This is a genomic window from Streptomyces sp. NEAU-174 (assembly GCF_052665095.1).
Genome location: NZ_JBQTCE010000006.1, coordinates 438,574 through 456,387 on the forward strand (window position 1 = coordinate 438,574; position 17,814 = coordinate 456,387).

The following is a 17,814-nucleotide window of genomic DNA, read 5'->3' on the forward strand; positions in this document are numbered from 1 at the left end:
CCGTACGTCAGGGATACCTCACCAGCGACCACTGCCACCGCGTCCGGCGTCCGCGCCACCCGCTCCTCGAACAACTCCACCACCGAACGACCCGGCACCTCACCCGCCGTGTCATTCCAGTCCCACAGCACCGACCGGACCTCGGCCTCGTCCAGCAGATCGACACGGGACACAGGGGCGGTCGGCTCGGCCACGGCCTCGGTCAGGAGCCGGAGGAGTCGCTCGGTGAGCGTATGGGCCGTCGCGCGGTCGAACAGGTCGGTGCTGAACTCCAGCACACCGTTGAGCGCACGCACCTGCCCGTCCTCGTCGTGGCTCTCGGTGAAGCCGAAGGCGAGGTCGAACTTGGCCACTGACGTCTCGACCTGCTGTCGCTCGGCGGTGAGCCCCGGAAGGCCGTCCAGCGAGTCCAGCGCCCCCTGGTAGTCGGTGTTGTTGAGGGTCAGCAACACCTGGAAGAGCGGGTGGCGGGACAGCGAACGCTCCGGATTGAGCACCTCGACCAGCCGCTCGAAGGGCAGGTCCTGATGGGCGTACGCGCCCAGGTTCGTCTCCCGGACCCGGTCGAGGAGCTCGGCGAAGCTGGGGTTCCCCGACGTGTCCGTACGCAGCACCAGCGTGTTCAGGAAGACGCCGATCAGATCGTCGAGCGAGGTGTCGGTGCGGCCGGCGATCGGTGTGCCGATGGGGATGTCCGTACCCCCGCCCAGCCGCGTGAGGAGGGCGGCGAGGGCTGCCTGAAGCACCATGAAGGGGCTGGCCTGCGCCTCCCCGGCCACCTCGCCGATCCGCGCGTACAGCGCCGGGGAGACCTGGAACGAGACGCGGTCTCCGCGGTAGGTGGCCACGGACGGCCGCGGCCGGTCGTACGGCAACTCGAGATGATCCGGAAGACCCGCCAGCGCGGAGGTCCAGTAGCCGAGCTGACGCGAGATCTCACTGTCGGGGTCGGACTCGTCACCGAGGACATCGCGCTGCCAGAGGCTGTAGTCCGCGTACTGCACCGGCAGTGGCTCACGCACGGGAGCCTCACCGGTGGTGACACGGGCCGCGTACGCCGCCGCCACATCACGCGCCAGCGGGGCGCGCGACCACGCGTCGCTGACGATGTGGTGGGTCAGGGCGAGCAGCACATGCTCCTGCTCCGCGACCGCGAACAGCACGGCGCGGAAGGGGGTTTCGGCCGCGAGGTCGAAGGGACGGGCCGCCGCGACGGCCAGGTCCTCGTCCAGCCGTCGCTCATCGGTCTCCACCACCGGAAGCTCCGTACGAACCTCGTCGGCGGGCAGGACGATCTGCCGGGAACCGTCCGCGTCCTCGGTGAAGACGGTGCGCAGGCTCTCATGGCGGGCGACCAGATCACCGAGCGCCAGCCGCAACGCGTCCCGGTCCAGCGGCCCGGTCAGCCGCAGCGCGACCGGAGCGTTGTAGGTGGCGCTGGGGCCCTCGAACTGGTTCAGGAACCACAGCCGCTGCTGGGCATACGACAGCGGGATCCGGTCCGGTCGCGGATCGGCCACGGTCACGCGCCGACGCACACCATCCGTCGCGAGAGCGGTGGAGATACCCGCGACGGTCGGGGTCTCGAAGAGCTGCCGGATGGGCAGCTCCGCGTCCATAGCGCTACGGATCCGGCTGACCAGCTTGGTCGCGAGCAGGGAGTGGCCACCGAGCCGGAAGAAGTCGTCGTCGATGGTGACCGACTCCAGGCCCAGCACCTCGGCGAACAGACCGCACAGGATCTCCTCACGCGGTGAACGCGGCGCCCGGCCGGTAGCGGTGTCCGAACCGTAGTCGGGCGCGGGCAGGGCACGCCGGTCCAGTTTTCCGTTCGGCGTCAACGGCAACGCGTCCAGGGTGACGAACGCCGACGGCACCATGTAATCCGGCAGCAACCCGGCCGCGTGCTCCCGCAATCCCGCACCGGAAACGTCGGAATCCGCCACCACATAGGCGACCAGACGCTGATCCCCCGCCCGGTCCTCCCGCACAACCACCGCGGCCTGAGCCACCTCGGGATGACCACGCAGCACAGCCTGGATCTCACCCAGCTCGATACGGAAACCCCGCACCTTGACCTGGTCATCCACCCGGCCCACATACACCAACTGGCCATCGGCGTTCCAACGCGCCAGATCCCCCGTGCGATACATCCGCGCGCCCGCCGGACCGTAAGGATCAGCGGTAAAGCGCTCGGCGGTCAGATCCGCACGCCCCAAGTAGCCACGCGCCAGCACCACACCACCGACGTACAGCTCACCGGCCACTCCCGGCGGCACCGGACGCAACCCCGCGTCCAGCACATAGGCCCGCGTGTTCCAGAACGGCCGCCCGATCGGCACCGCACCACTCGCAAGTTCCTGACCAGGCTCGATCCGGAAGTCGGTGCAGTTGACCGTGGCCTCCGTCGGACCATACGCGTTGACCACCGTCACACCCGGATGCGCGGCCCGCCACGACGCCAGTGCCTCACCCACCAGCGCCTCACCACCAGTGATCAACATCCCCGACGGCGACACCTCCTCGGGCAGCGCCTCCAACAGCCCCAGGTGGGAGGGGGTGACCTTCATGAACGACGGCCGACCGACACCGGCCGCACCCTCATCGAGATCCGCCAGCACCACCCGGCCACCACTCACCAACGGCGTATACAACGCCGTCACCGTCAGGTCGAAGGCCACCGAAGAGTGCAGCAAGGCCGTACCCGACGCATCCGGATACACCTCCCGCGCCCGCTCCAAATACGCCCCCACCGAACGATGCTCAACCACCACACCCTTCGGCCGACCCGTCGACCCCGACGTATAAATCACATACGCCGGAAGCGACAGCTCCCGCACCGCTTCCACCGGCTCATCCGAGTACGCATCGGCCGCCCTGAGATCCGCGACCTCATCGATCACCAGCACCGGCCGCGCGTCGCCCAGGACGTGCGCTATCCGCTCCGCCGGATACTCCGGATCCACCGGCACATACGCACCACCCGCCTTCACCACACCCAGCAGCGCCACCACCAACTCCACCGACCGCGGCAACACCACACCCACAAACCGCTCAGGCCCAACTCCCTGCCCCACCAACCACCGAGCCACCCGATTCGACCACGCGTCCAATTCCCCGTACGACATCTCACGCCCGTCACACACCACCGCCACCGCGTCCGGTGTCCGCGCCACCTGCTCGGCAAACAGCACCGGCAGCGACACACCCCGTACATCGCGCCGCTCACCGTTCCACCCGACCAGCACCCGCTCCCGCTCCGCCGCATCCAGCAACTCCACCTCCCCGATATGGCGCTCGGGATCCTCGGCAAGCACGGTCAGAACGCGGACGAAACGCTCCGCGATACCCTGCGCCGTGGCCCGGTCGAACAGATCGGTGCTGAAGTCCAGAGCCCCCTCCAGCACCACACCCCCGTCCGCCCCACCGTCGCGCCGCTCACCCAGCCGGAAGGACAGGTCGACCTTCGCCCCGCCCACGGCCACCGGCTCGTTCGCCACGGTCAGACCCGGCAGCGAGGCGACCGCGGTCTCCGCGCCCTGCTCGGTGTTGTTCAGCGTGAGCATCGTCTGGAAGAGCGGATGCCGGGACAGCGAACGCTCCGGGTTGACCGCCTCGACCAGCCGCTCGAAGGGCAGATCCTGGTACGCGTACGCCTCCAGATCCCGCGCCCGCACCCGTTCGATCAGCTCCGCGAACGTCGGATCACCGGACGTGTCCGTCCGCAGCACCAGCGTGTTCACGAAGAAGCCGACCAGATCGTCCAGCGCGTCATCGGTGCGGCCGGCCACGGGGGTGCCGAGGGGAATGTCCGTCCCCGCGCCGAGCCGCGTGAGCAGCGTGGACAGCGCCGCCTGCACCACCATGAACAGGCTGGCCCGGCGCTCACGGGCGATCCGCGTCAGCTTCTCGTGCAGCTCCGGAGCGAGGTCGAGGGGAACGGAGTCGCCCTGGTAGGTGGCGGCCGCCGGGCGGGGACGGTCGAACGGCAGGGGCAACTCTTCCGGAAGGTCGGCCAACGCCGCCTTCCAGTAGGTCAGTTGGCGGGTGATCTCACTATCGGGGTCATCCTCGGCGCCGAGCACCTCGCGCTGCCAGATGCTGAAGTCCGCGTACTGGACCGGCAGCGGCTCCCAGCCGGGAGCCCCACCGGAGCCGACCCGCGCCGCATACGCACTGGTCAGATCGCGGGCCAGTGGCCCCATCGACCATGCGTCGCTCGCGATGTGATGCGCGACGACCAGCAGGACGTACGCGTCGTCGCCCAGCTCGAACAGCCAAACCCGCAGCGGTCCTTCCGCCCGAAGGTCGAAGGCGTGGCGGGCCGCCCCGAGAAGTTCGGTGCGCAGCCGGGTCTCGTCAGTCCGTACCACGGTGAGCCCGACCGCTTCGGCGTCCCGGACGACCTGGTACGGACCGTCGGCGTCCTCGGCGAACACCGTGCGCAGGCTCTCGTGCCGGGCCACCACATCGCCCAGGGCCAGCCGCAACGCGCGCTCGTCCAGCTCACCGCTCAGCCGCAGCGCCACCGGAATGTTGTACGTGGCGCTCGGCCCCTCGAACTGATGCAGGAACCACAACCGCTGCTGCGCCAGCGACAGCGGCAGCCGCGCCGGGCGCGGTTCCACCGCCCGTAGCGGCGAGCGCACCGCGGCGGACGCGTCCAGCACGGTCGCGAGCTCGGCGACAGTGGGGGCCTCGAAGACCCGCCGCACCGCCAGTTCGACGTCCAGTACCGAACGGATCCGGCTGACCAGCTTCGTGGCCAGCAGCGAATGGCCACCGAGGCCGAAGAAGTCGTCGTCGATGGTGACCGACTCCACGCCCAGGACCTCGGCGAACAGACCACACAGGATCTCCTCACGCGGCGAGCGCGGGGCCCGGCCGCCCGTCGAGCCCGGTCCGTAGTCGGGCGCGGGCAGGGCACGCCGGTCCAGCTTGCCGTTCGGCGTCAGCGGGAAGGCGTCCAGGGTCATGAACGCGGAGGGCACCATGTAGTCGGGGAGCTGTGCGGCCACATGCCGGCGCAGCTCGGCACCGCTCGGCACGCCACCATCCGCCACCGGGACGAGATAGGCCACGAGGCGCTTGTCGCCGGGCCGGTCCTCGCGCACGAGAACGGCCGCCTGGGCCACGCCGTCATGCCCGGCCAGCACCGCCTCGATCTCACCCAGCTCGATCCGGAAACCACGCAGCTTGACCTGGTCATCAACCCGGGAGAGGTACTCCAGCTCGCCCGTGGCGGTCCACCGCACCAAGTCACCGGTGCGATACATCCGCCCACCGCCCGTGCGGTCGAACGGATCGGCCACGAAACGTTCAGCGGTCAGTCCCGACCGCCCGTGATACCCACGGACCACACCCTCACCCGCTATATACAACTCACCCGGCACACCAACCGGCACCGGCCGCAACCCACCATCCAGCACATACACCTGGGTATTGGCAATCGGCCGCCCGATGCGCGGCGCACGCGCGCCCTCCGGGGTGACCGACCATACCGTCGACCAGATCGTCGTCTCCGTCGGACCATACAGATTCGTCACCGACTCGGCCCGCTCAGCCAACGCCACCGCCAAATCGGCAGGCAGCGCCTCACCACCCACCAGCACCCGCACACCGCTCAGCACCGCCGGGTCCTCAGCCAGCACCGCCCGCCACAGACTCGGCGTCGCCTGCATCACCGAAATCCGCTCAGCCGACACCAACCCACACAACGCCACCGGATCCCGCACCACATCCCGCTCCGCCACCACCACCACCGCACCACTCAGCAACGGCACAAACAACTCCAGACCCGCGATGTCAAACCCCACCGTGGTCACCGCCAGCAAACGATCCTCGCCCACAAGGCCGAACCGCCCGGCCATCGCCACCACAAAGTTCGCCAACGGCCCCTGCGGCACCACCACACCCTTCGGCCGCCCCGTCGACCCCGACGTATAAATCACATACGCCGCTTGCGACAGCGCCCGAGCAGCGATCCGCCCCTCCCCCGCCGTCCGGGCAAGCTCCTCAACGGTCTCCGGCGCGTCGAGCAGCACCCGCGGGATGTCCACATCCGGCACCACGCCCACCAGCTCATCGGTGGTGAGGATGAGAGTCGGCGTGGCGTCCTGGAGCATGTACGCGAGCCGATCGGCCGGATACTCGGTGTCCAGCGGAAGATACGCCGCCCCCGCCTTCCACACCGCCAGCAACGCCACCACCAGATCCACCGACCTCGGCAACGCCACCGCCACAAAACACTCCGCACCCACCCCACGCTCAACCAACAACCGCGCCAAACGCCCAGCCCGGGCGTCCAACTCGCGGTACGACAGCGACACATCGCCCGCCACCACCGCCACCGCGTCCGGCGCCCGAACCACCCGCTCCTCGAACAGCTCCACCACCGATCGACCCGGCACCTCACCCGCCGTGTCGTTCCAGTCCCACAGCACCGACCGGACCTCGGCCTCGTCCAGCACGTCGATCCGGCCGACGGGCAGCTCGGGGTCGGCGACAAGGGCGTGCAGGACCCGTACGAAGCGGTCCAGGAACCGCTGGGCAGCGGTCTCGTCGAAGACATCGGGCCGGTAGTTCAGCCTGAACAGCATGGTGTCGCGCGCCGAGCCGACCAGCATCAGCGGGTAGTGGGTGGCTTCGCGGTCCTTGCTGGGGACGAGTTGGACGGCGGCGGCGATGCCCTCCTCGGCGGCGGTGGCGCGGTCGACGGGATAGTTCTGGAACACCATGGAGGTGTCGAAGAGCTCGCCGTGGGCCACGGCGCGCTGGATCTCGGCGAGTTCCAGGTGCTGGTGCGGGGTGAGCCGGGTCTGCTCGGACTGGACGCGGGTGAGGAGTTCGGCGAACGGCTCGGCGGCTCGCAGCCGTATCCGGGTGGGCAGGGTGTTGATGAACAGGCCCACCATCCGTTCCACGCCGTCGATCTGCGGCGGGCGCCCGGAGACGGTGGTGCCGAAGACGATGTCGTCGCGTCCGGTGTGCCGCCCGAGGGTGATCGCCCAGGCGGTCTGCACGACGGTGTTGAGGGTGACGCCGCTGCTCCGGGCGATCTCGGTGAGGGCCGCGGTGTCGGACCGGGAGAAGGAGGCGAGGACCTCGGCGGAGGCGACCGTGGTTCGGGCGACGCCGGGTGCCACCGGGCCGGGTTCGGCGAGGTCGGCGAACGCCTCGCGCCAGGCGGCGCGGGCCGCCTCACGGTCCTGTGCCGCCAGCCAGGCGAGGTAGTCGCGGTAGGGGCGTACCCGGGGCATGGCGCTGTCGTCGCCTCGGGCGTCGTACAGCGCGCACAGTTCACCCATGAGGACGGGCAGCGACCAGCCGTCCAGCACCAGGTGGTGGTTGGTCAGCACCAGGCGGTGGAGCGAGGCGCCCAGCCGGATGAGCGTGAAGCGCAGCAGCGGAGGCCGGGTCACGTCGATCCGGGTGCTCCGGTCGACGGCCATGGCCTCGGCCGCGGCCGCGGGCCGCTCGTCCTCGGGCAGCGCGGTCAGGTCGGTCTCGGTCCAGGGCAGCGGCACGCCGCGCATCACCACCTGCGCCCAGTCGCCGTTCTTGCGCTGCCGGAAGGCGGCGCGCAGGGTGGCGTGGCGGGCCAGGAGGGCCTCGGCGGCGGTGCGCAGGGTGGCCGTGTCCAGTGGGCCCTCGATGTCGAAGGCGGCCTGGACGACGTAGGGGTCGAGTTCGCCCTGGTCGTAAACGCTGTGGAAGAGCAGGCCCTCGTGGAGCGGGGCCAGCGGCAGGATGTCCTCGATCTTCCGCGGGGTGCGACTCACTTTCGGGCCTCTTCTTCGTCTTCAGGAGCGTGTACGTCGTCGTATGCGGCCGGCTCTGCGTCGTCCGGCATGTCGTCGAACAGGTCGCCGAGTTCGTCCTCGAACGCCTCGATCTCGTCCTGGGTGATCGAGGACAGGGAGACATCGGAAGGGGTGAGCCCTCCGGATTCGGGGTTCTCGGCGTGGGCCACGAGGGCTTCGAGCGCCCGGAACCACAGATCGGCCAGTGCGCGGACCTCGTCCTCGTCGAGGATCCCGGGGGCCCAGGTCCAGGACGCGACGAACTGCGATCCCTGGGGGCCGTCATGCGTACGGGCGGTGAGCTCAAGGGCGTGGGCGAGCGGCAGGTGCGGCGGGTCGCCGGCGACGCTTTCGATGCCGAGGAGCGGGGTCCAGTCGGCGTCCTGGCCGGCCGCTGTGGTGGAGAAGCGGCCCAGGTAGTTGAAGGCGACCTGAGGAGGCGTCAGTCCCGCGAATCCCTCGGCCGTGGCGGGATTGAGGTAGCGGACGAGCCCGTAGCCCATGCCCTTGTCGGGCACGGCCCTGAGCTGTTCCTTGATCCGTTTGAGGATGTCTCCCGCGCTTCGACCGCCCGCGAACGCCTCGGCGAGGTCGGTGGCGCCCGTCTCCAGGCGCACGGGGTAGAGGTTGGTGAACCACCCCACCGTGCGTGACAGGTCGGCGCCCCGGACGAGGTGCTCCTCGCGGCCGTGCCCCTCCAGGTCGAGCAGGAGGCCGGTCTCGCCGCGCCACTGTTCCCAGGCCGCGGTGAAGGCGGTCAGCAGGACGTCGTTGACCTCCGCGTTGAACGCGGCGGGCACTCGGGTCAGCACGGCTTCGGTGACGTTCACCGGAAGGGTGAGACTGATGCGTCCGGCGGCCGCGGTGGTGTCCCGGGCGGGGTCCAGCGCACGCCGCCCGAGGCCGCCGCCCTCCTTCCGCAGGGTCTCCTGCCACCAGGCCGCGTCGGCGACCCAGGCCGGTGCGGCCGCTTCCTCGGTCAGCCGCTGGGCCCAGCGGCGCAGCGAGGTTCCCGCGGGCTGGAGTTCGGGCGTGCGGCCCGCGGCGATGGCCTCGTGTGCCTCCGCAAGGTCGGGTACCAGGATGCGCCAGGACACCCCGTCGACGACCAGGTGGTGGACGAGAAACAGCAGCAGGCCCGGTGTTTCCGCGCCACGGTCGAACCACACGACCTGGACGAGCCGTCCCGCGTCCAGGTCGAGCCGGTCCCTGGCGCTCTCGCTCTCGGCCCGTACCAGAGCGTTGAGCGCGGGTTCGTCGAGGGGCCGGCCGCCTTGTCCGGTCGCCGGCACACGGCGCACCAGGGGCGCGGCGTCGACCGTGCCGGGCGCCCGTATCTCCAGTCGGCGTTCGGGGCCGGCGGTGAGCCGGGCCCGTAGGGCGTCGTGGTGGTCAAGGAGGGTCTGGAGGGCCCGGGTGAGGGTGTCGAGGCGCAGCGCCACGGGGGTCTGGAGGACGACGGACATGTTGAACCCGTCCAGGTCCGCACCGCGCCGCAGCAGCCAGTGCGCGATCGGGGTGAGGGGCACCTCGCCGACGCCGGCGCCCGGCTCCTCGGCGACGGTCCCCTCCACCTCCGTGACGACGTCGGCGAGCGCGGCCACGGTGCGGTGCTCGAAGATGTCGCGCACCGCGAGTTCGAGTCCGGCCCGCCGGGCGCGGCTGACGAGTTGGATGGACATGATGCTGTCGCCGCCGAGGTCGAAGAAGCCGTCGTCGATACCGACCCCGTCCAGCCCCAGCACCTCGGCGAACAGCCCGCACAGCGTCTTCTCCCGCTCGGTGCGCGGCCCTCGGCCCGTGCCGTCGCGGTCCGTGACGGGGGCGGGGAGCATGCGCCGGTCGAGCTTGCCGTTGGCGGTGAGGGGCAGTTCGGACAGGACCGTCACGGCCGACGGGACCATGTAGTGCGGCAGTTGCTGTTCGAGGTGGGTCCGCAGGGCGGGGGCGAGGTCGGCCTCGTCGTGGGCGCCTTCCGGTACGACGTAGGCGACCAGCCGGGTGGCCCCGGGGGTGTCCTCGCGGGTGACGACGACCGCCGTGTCGACGTCCGGATGGTCGCCGAGCACGGCTTCGACCTCGCCGGGTTCGACGCGGAAGCCGCCGATCTTCACCTGGTCGTCGGCGCGCCCCAGGAACTCCAGTTGCCCGAGGCGGTTCCAGCACACGATGTCGCCGGTCCGGTACATACGGGAGCCGGGGGCGCCGAACGGGGTGGCGACGAAGCGTTCCGCGGTGCGGCCGGGCCGGTTGAGATAGCCGCGGGCCAGCTGGGCGCCGCCGATGTAGAGCTCCCCGCGCACACCGGGCGGCACCGGCCGCAGGTGGGCGTCGAGCACATGGACCTGGGCGTTCCACAGCGGCTGGCCGATGGACGCGGACGACGGCCACTCGTCGGTGTCCTCGGGGAGCGTGGTGGACGTGGCCGCGTGGGTCTCGGCCGGTCCGTAGATGTTGTGCGCCATGTGGCGCCAGTCGCCCGCGCAGAACCGGCGCAGCTCGCCGCTGAGCCGGAACTGTTCGCCGCCCTGGAAGATGTCGGTGAGCGAGTCCAGTGGTTCGCCGCGGTCCTCGGCGGCCGCGAGCACCGCGTCGATCATCAACGTGGGCGCGAACAGCTCATTGACGTCGTGGCGGGCGATCCAGCGGACCAGTTCGTAGGCGTCGCGCCGGACGTGTTCCTCGGGCAGGACGAGTGTTTTGCCCGCCACCAGCGCCTGGAGGATCTCCTGTACCGCGAAGTCGAAGGCGACGGCGAGGAACTGGGCGGTGCGGGTGCCGACACCGCCGCTGTAGGTGCCGGTGTGCCAGGCGAGCAGGTTCATCAGCGACGCCATGGGCATCACCACACCCTTGGGGGTCCCGGTGGAGCCCGAGGTGTAGACGACGTACGCCGGGTGGCGCGGGTCGAGCGGACGTGCCCGGTCGTCGTCCGTGAGATCGGCGGCCGGGGCGTCGGCGAGCGCCCGTACGGTGGCCGGGTCGTCGAGGACGAGGCAGTGGGCCGGGCCGGTGCCCAGGAGGGGGCGGGTGGCCGCGTCGGTGATCAGGGCGCGGGGCGCGCAGTCGTCGAGGATGGCACGCAGCCGCTGCTCGGGGGCCGAGGTGTCGAGGGTGAGGTAGGCGGCGCCCGTCTTGAGGACGGCGACCAGGGAGACGATCATCTCCGCCGACCGGGGCAGGGCGATCGCCACGATGTCCTCGCCCCCGATTCCCCCGGCGGCCATGAGCCTGGCCAGCCGATTGGCCCGGGCGTTGAGCTCCTCGTAGGAGAGGGTGGTGTCCTCGGAGATCAACGCGGTGGCGCCGGGCACCAGGGCGGTCTGCCGTTCGAACAGTACGGGCACGGTCTGCGGCGGCACCTCGTGCGAGGTTCCGTTCCAGTCGCGCAGGATCTGCCGGGTTTCGGTGGGCGTCAGAATGTCGAGCTGCCCGATCGTACGGTCCGGGTCGGCCACGACGCCTTCGAGTACCCGCAGCAGACGATCGGCGAAGCCGTCGGCGCTCTCCCGGTCGAAGAGGTCGGCGTTGTACTCGACCGCGGCGTGCATGCCGGTCGGCTCGCCCGCGGGCCCGTAGGTCTGGTCGAAGAAGAACGCGAGGTCGAACTTGGCGCGTCCGGTCTCCGGGGCCCGTACGTCCATGGTCAGGCCCGGCAGCCTCAGCACGTCGAGGGCGTCCTGGTTGTTGTCGAAGCCCAGCAGCACCTGGAACAGGGGGTGGCGGGCGAGCGAGCGGACGGGGCTCAGCACCTCGACGAGCCGTTCGAACGGCAGGTCCTGATGCGCGTAGGCGCCGAGGTTCGTCTCCCGGACCCGGCCGACGAGTTCGGTGAAGGCGGGGTTGCCGGAGGTGTCGGTGCGCAGCACCAGCGTATTGACGAAGAACCCGACCAGGTCCTCCACGGCGGCGTCGGTGCGCCCCGCGATGGGGCTGCCGATCGGCACGTCCGTACCGGCCCCGAGGCGGGTCAGCAACGTCGCCAGGGCGGCCTGCACCACCATGAACAGGCTCGACCGCGTGTCGCGCGCCAGCTGGGCGAGGCCCGCGTGAAGCTCCGCGGGAACCTCGAAGGTGATGCGTCCGCCCTGGTGGGACTGGCGCGGTGGCCGGGGCCGGTCGGCGGGCAGCTCCAGCTCTTCCGGGAGACCCGCGAGTGCCTGCTTCCAGTGGGCGAGTTGGCGTGAGATCTCGCTGTCCGGGTCGTCCTCGGCACCGAGCACCTCACGCTGCCACAAGGTGTAGTCGGCGTACTGCACCGGCAGCGGCCGCCACCGCGGGGCCTCGCCCGTGTCCACGCGCGCCGTGTACGCGGACGACAGATCGCGGGCCAGCGGGCCGAGCGACCAGCCGTCGCCCGCGATGTGGTGGACCACCAGGACGAGGACGCACTCCCCGGTGTCCGTGGTGAACAGACAGCCGCGGACGGGGAGTTCGCGGGTGAGGTCGAACGGGTGGGAGGCCGCGGCCCGCACCCTTTCGTCCAGTTCCTCGGGGGTGACCGTCTCCTCGATCAGCTCCGGTCGGGCCTGCTGGGCGGGCAGGATGACCTGCCGCGCACCGGCCCCTTCCGCCGTCTCCTGCGCGAACAGCGTGCGCAGGCTCTCATGGCGTGCGACGACGTCACCGATGGCCAGGCGCAGCGCGGTGCGGTCGAGGGTGCCGACGAGCCGCAGGGTGACCGGGATGTTGTAGGTGGCGCTGGGGCCCTCCAGGTTGTGCAGGAACCACAGCCGCTGCTGAGCGTACGAGAGCGGAACGCGCGGCGGGCGCGTGGCGGGGGTCACGGGAGGCCGGGCGCCGGACGCCTCGCCGAGCGCCGCGGACAGACCGGCGACGGTCGGGTTCTCGAAGAGCCGGCGGATGGAGATCTCCACGCCGAGCACCGAGCGCACGCGGCTGAGCAGCCGCACGGCGGAGAGGGAATGGCCGCCGCGGGCGAAGAAGTCCTCGTCGATGCCCACGGAGGGGACGCCCAGCATCTCCGCGAAGAGGGTGCACAGGATCTGTTCGCGCGGGCTGCGCGGCGCACGTGACGGCTCGGTCCGCCGGTCGGGTGTGGTGACCTCGCCCGGACCCTCGGCGGGGGGCTCGACCAGCCGCAGCTCCCCGTCGTGGGACCAGCGGGCCAGCCGGCCGGTGGGGTGCATCGTGCTGCCGTGGTCGAAGGGACACGGGAGCGGCCGCGGGGCGTCGGCGGTGTCGGCGCCGCCCCGGCCGTCGGCGTCGTCCCGATCGGCCGGGGCCGGGTCGTCATGCGCCACGTACAGCTGCCCGGGGACACCGGGAGCCACCAAGTGGAGAGCGTCGTCCAGCACATAGACCCGGGTGCCGCGCACCGTGTCCGGCAGCTCCACGCGCGACAGCACGGCGGCCACGTCCGGGCGCCGGGTGTCGCTCCACTCCTCGAGGACGGCCATCCGCTCGGCCGCGTCGAGTATCCCGGCCTCGGAGACCCGCAGGTCCGGTTCCCCGGCCATGGCGGCCAGCAGCCGCAGGTAGCGTTCGCGGAGGGAACGGGCCGTGCGAGGGTCGAAGAGTTCCGCGCTGAACTCCAGGTCGGCGGCGATGCCGACGGGTCTCCCCGCATCGTCGAACCGCTCGGTCAGCTCGAAGTTGAGGTCGAACTTGGTGTCCTCGATCGGCAGCCGCTCCAGCTCCACGGCGAGCCGCGGCAGCCGGGCGACCTCGGCGACCGTGGCCCGGGGGTCGGTGTGGTGGAGGGACAGCGACACCTGGAACAGCGGGTGCCGGGAGAGCGAGCGCTCCGGGTTGAGCACCTCCACCAGCCGCTCGAACGGCAGGTCCTGATGGGCGTACGCCGCCAGGCTCCGCTCCCGGACCCGATCGATCAGCTCGTTGAACGTCGGGTCGCCCGAGGTGTCCGTGCGCAGCACCAGCGTATTGGCGAAGAACCCGACCAATTCCTCCACTGCCGTGTCGGTGCGGCCGGCGATCGGTGTGCCGATGGGGATGTCGGTGCCCGCGCCGAGCCGGGTCAGCAGCGCCGCGAGCCCGGCCTGCAACACCATGAACAGACTGGAGCGGGTCCTGCGCGCCAGTCCGTACAGCGCCTGATGGAGTTCGGCGGGGATGCGGAAGGAGTCCTGGCCGCCGCGCTGTGTCAGCTCGTCGGTGCGCGCGCGGTCGGCGGGCAGCGCGAGTTCGTCCGGGATGCCCGCCAGCGCGGTGGTCCAGTAGGCGAGCTGGCGGGAGAGCTCGCTGTCGGGGTCGTCCTCCCGGCCCAGGACCGCCCGCTGCCAGAGGCTGTAGTCCGCGTACTGCACCGGCAGCGGTTGCCACCGCGGGGCCTCGCCCGTTTCGACGCGCGCCGTGTACGCCGTCGCCACGTCACGCGCCAGGGGTCGCATCGACCAGCCGTCACCCGCGATGTGGTGCAGGAGCAGCAGGAGTACGTGCTCGTCCGGTCCCAGTTCGAACAGCGTGACCCGCAGCGGCGGTTCATGGGCCAGGTCGAAGACATGCCGGGCCGCGGCGGTGAGCTCTGCCTGGAGCCGGTCCTCGTCCACCGTCCGAACGCCGAGATCGATCGCGGCGTGGCGCGGTTCCAGGACGACCTGGGTGAAGCCCTCTTCGTCCTCGGCGAAGACGGTGCGCAGGCTCTCGTGGCGGGTCACCACATCGCCCAGGGCCAGGCGCAGCGCCTCCCGGTCCAGTGGTCCGGTCAGCCGCAGCGCGCCGGGCGCGTTGTAGGCGGTGTTTCCGTCGCCCAGCAGGTCCAGGAAGCGGAGGCGGGCTTGCGCGTACGAGACGGGGACGCGGGGCGGACGCGCTGTGGCGGTCAGGGCGGGGCGAGCGGTGGAGGTGGCGAGGGCCATCCGGTCCAGGGCGGTGAAGACGCCCGCGACGGTCGGGGTCTCGAAGAGCTGCCGGATGGGCAGCTCCGCGTCCATGACGCTACGGATCCGGCTGACCAGCCGCGTGGCCAGCAGCGAGTGACCGCCGAGATGGAAGAAGTCGTCGTCGATGGTGACCGACTCCACGCCCAGCACCTCGGCGAACAGACCACACAGGATCTCCTCGCGTGGCGAACGCGGCGCCCGGCCCTCAGCCGTGTCGGGCCCGTAGTCGGGCGCGGGCAGCGCACGCCGGTCCAGCTTCCCGTTCGGCGTCAACAGCAACGCGGGGAGGGTGACGAACGCCGACGGCACCATGTAGTCCGGCAGCAACCCGGCCGCGTGCTCCCGCAGAGCCGCATCGGAAACGTCCGCCACCACGTAGGCGACCAGTCGCTGATCCCCGGGCCGGTCCTCCCGCACGACCACCGCCGCCTGCGCAACGTCGGGGTGACCACTGATGACAGCCTGGATCTCACCCAGCTCGATACGGAAACCCCGCACCTTGACCTGGTCATCGACCCGGCCCACATACACCAGCTGACCATCGGCGTTCCAACGCGCCAGATCCCCCGTGCGATACATCCGCGCGCCCGCCGGACCAAACGGATCAGCCGTGAACCGCTCCGCCGTCAAATCCGCACGACGCCAGTAGCCTCGCGCCAGAACCACACCGGCGATGTAGAGCTCGCCGACCGCCCCCGGCGGCACCGGCCGAAGCCAGGCGTCCAGCACATAGGCACGGGTGTTCCAGAACGGCCGCCCGATCGGCACCGCACCACTCGCAAGTTCCTGGCCGGGCTCGATGCGGTAGTCCGCGCAGTTGACCGTGGCCTCGGTGGGACCGTACGCATTGACCACCGTCACATCCGGATGCGCGGCCCGCCACGACGCCAGCGCCTCCCCCACCAGCGCCTCACCACCAGTGATCAACGTCCCCGACGGCGACACCCCCTCCGGCAGCGCCTCCAACAGCCCCAGGTGGGAGGGGGTGACCTTCATAAACGACGGCCGACCAACATCCCCCGCCCGCTCATCAAGCTCACCCAGCACCACCCGGCCACCACTCACCAACGGCGTATACAACGCCGTCACCGTCAGATCGAAGGCCACCGAAGAGTGCAGCAAGGCCGTACCCGACGCATCTGGATACACCTCCCGCGCCCGCTCCAGATACGCCCCCACCGAACGATGCTCAACCACCACACCCTTCGGCCGACCCGTCGAACCCGACGTATAAATCACATACGCCGGAAGCGACAGCTCCGGGGCATCTTCAACCGGCGTGTCCGCGTACTCGTCAGCCGCCGCGAGCGCCGCCACGTCATCGATCACCAGCACCGGCCGCGCATCGCCCAGGATGTGGGCCTTGCGCTCCGCCGGATACTCCGGATCCACCGGCACATACGCACCACCCGCCTTCACCACACCCAGCAGCGCCACCACCAACTCCACCGACCGAGGCAACACCACACCCACGAACGACTCAGGGCCAACTCCCTGCCCCACCAACCACCGAGCCACCCGATTCGACCACGCGTCCAACTCCCGGTAGGTCAACCGGACATCGCCACACACCACCGCCACCGCGTCCGGCGTCCGCGCCACCTGCTCCGCGAACAACACCGGCAGCGACACACCCCGCACCCCCCGCGACTCACCGTTCCACCCGACCAGCACCCGCTCCCGCTCCACCGCGGACAGCAACTCCACATCACCGATGCGGCGATCGGGCTGCCCCACGACCCACTCCAGCACCCGCATCAGCCGTTGCTGGTGGGCGGCGATCTCTCGTTCGTCGTAGAGGGCCGGGTCGGCGTCGAACTCGACGCGGATGCCTCTGCCAGAGGCCGCCGCACCATAGAAGTTGATCTTCAGATCGTTGACCGGTCCGGTGGACAGGGGGTGGGGGATGGCAGGGCTGTCACCGAAACGGAGCTCGTCGACGTAGGCCACCACGTTGACTGTCGGGCCGAGACGGGCCTGGCGGCCTCCCGAGAGCCCGAGCTCCCTGACGAGTTCCTCGCCCCGGAACCGCTGGTGCCTGATGACATCGGCCAGTGAGCGCGACACCGACGCGACCAGCTCCGTGAACGTGGTCTCCGGGGTGGCGGTCACCCGGATGGGCAGGACGTTCACCATCGCACTCGGCGTGGCCAGGGACATCCGGCTGGTGCGGCCCGCCAGGGGCATCGAGAAGGTGAGGTCGGTGCGGCCGGTCATGCGGTGGTAGAGGACGGCCGTGGCCGCGATGGCGACGGCCGGCCACTGCGCCCGGAGCCGGTCGCTCAGCGCGGCGAGCCGATCGGCCAGGGTGGTCGGCAGGGTCTGGATGCGCCGCAGACTGCTGTGGGTGCTGCCGGCCGAGCGGCCCGCGAGCGCCACCGGGTCGGGCATCTCCTCGAACAGATCGAGCCAGTGGGCCCGGTCCCGGGCGTGGCGGCGCGAGCCCGGATAGCCGGTCTCCTCGGCGACCACCCGGTCGAGGGTGGCGAAGCCGGGCGCGGGCGGCTCGGCGCCGGTGAGCAGGGCGGTGTACAGGGCCGCGACGCGTGCGCCGTACACGGTCTGTCCGAACGCGTCGAGGACGGCGTGGTGGTAGCGGTGGAAGTAGAAGGACCGGTCGTCGGCCAGGAGCAGCAAGGTCTGATCGCTCAGGGGCCCGCTGCCGAGGTCGAAGGGGATGAGCATCTCCGCGTTCATCCACTGATGCGCCGCGGCCTCCGGGTCCGCCTCGTCGCGCAGGTCGTGTACGCGCAGAGACGTCGGTTCGGCGGGTACGACGAGCTGCCACAGCCGGGGGTCCTCGGTGCGCTCGGCGTCCTCGCCGGGATCGGTGCGCTCGGGCGCCTCGGCGGGATCGGTGTCCTCGGTGAAGTACGACCGCAGCGCCTCGGTCTCCGCCACGGCTCGCCGTACCGCCTCTCCGAGAACGCCGGTGTCGACCGGGCCGTCGATCTCCAGATAGGCGCCGCAGTTGTAGAGCGGACTGTCCGGGTCCAGTTGCTGGGCGACCCACACGCCCAACTGGGCGGCACTTACCGGTCGACGGAGCGTACGGGCGGCGTCGGACATGGCGGAGCGGTCCTCTCGGTTCTGCGGGGTGGCGGACTGCGCGGGGTGGGGTGCCGTGGCGGATACGAGGCGGAGTGCCC

Annotated in this window: 2 protein-coding genes (1 of these 2 only partly in view); both read right to left on the minus strand. The window is 70.8% G+C overall.

Annotated elements, in window-relative coordinates; translation table 11 throughout:
* On the minus strand, positions 1 to 7,781 hold the beginning of the coding sequence (locus ACT2CW_RS20265) for a non-ribosomal peptide synthase/polyketide synthase (RefSeq protein WP_445517667.1). The gene continues 12,754 nt to the left of window position 1, outside the view; the window shows 7,781 of its 20,535 coding nt (coding positions 1-7,781); its start codon is at positions 7,779 to 7,781; its stop codon lies beyond the left edge, outside the window.
* Positions 7,778 to 17,734 carry an amino acid adenylation domain-containing protein gene (locus tag ACT2CW_RS20270; RefSeq protein WP_445517668.1) on the minus strand — a complete coding sequence of 3,319 codons (9,957 nt, stop codon included), beginning with the start codon at positions 17,732 to 17,734 and terminating at the stop codon, positions 7,778 to 7,780. The genes ACT2CW_RS20265 and ACT2CW_RS20270 overlap by 4 nt, the downstream gene beginning before the upstream one ends.
* Positions 17,735 to 17,814 lie beyond the last annotated feature (80 nt).

Bases quoted from the DNA above. Each gene is read 5' to 3' on its own strand.
- ACT2CW_RS20270 (WP_445517668.1), bottom strand. From the start codon at position 17,734: ATGTCCGACGCCGCCCGTACGCTCCGTCGACCGGTAAGTGCCGCCCAG.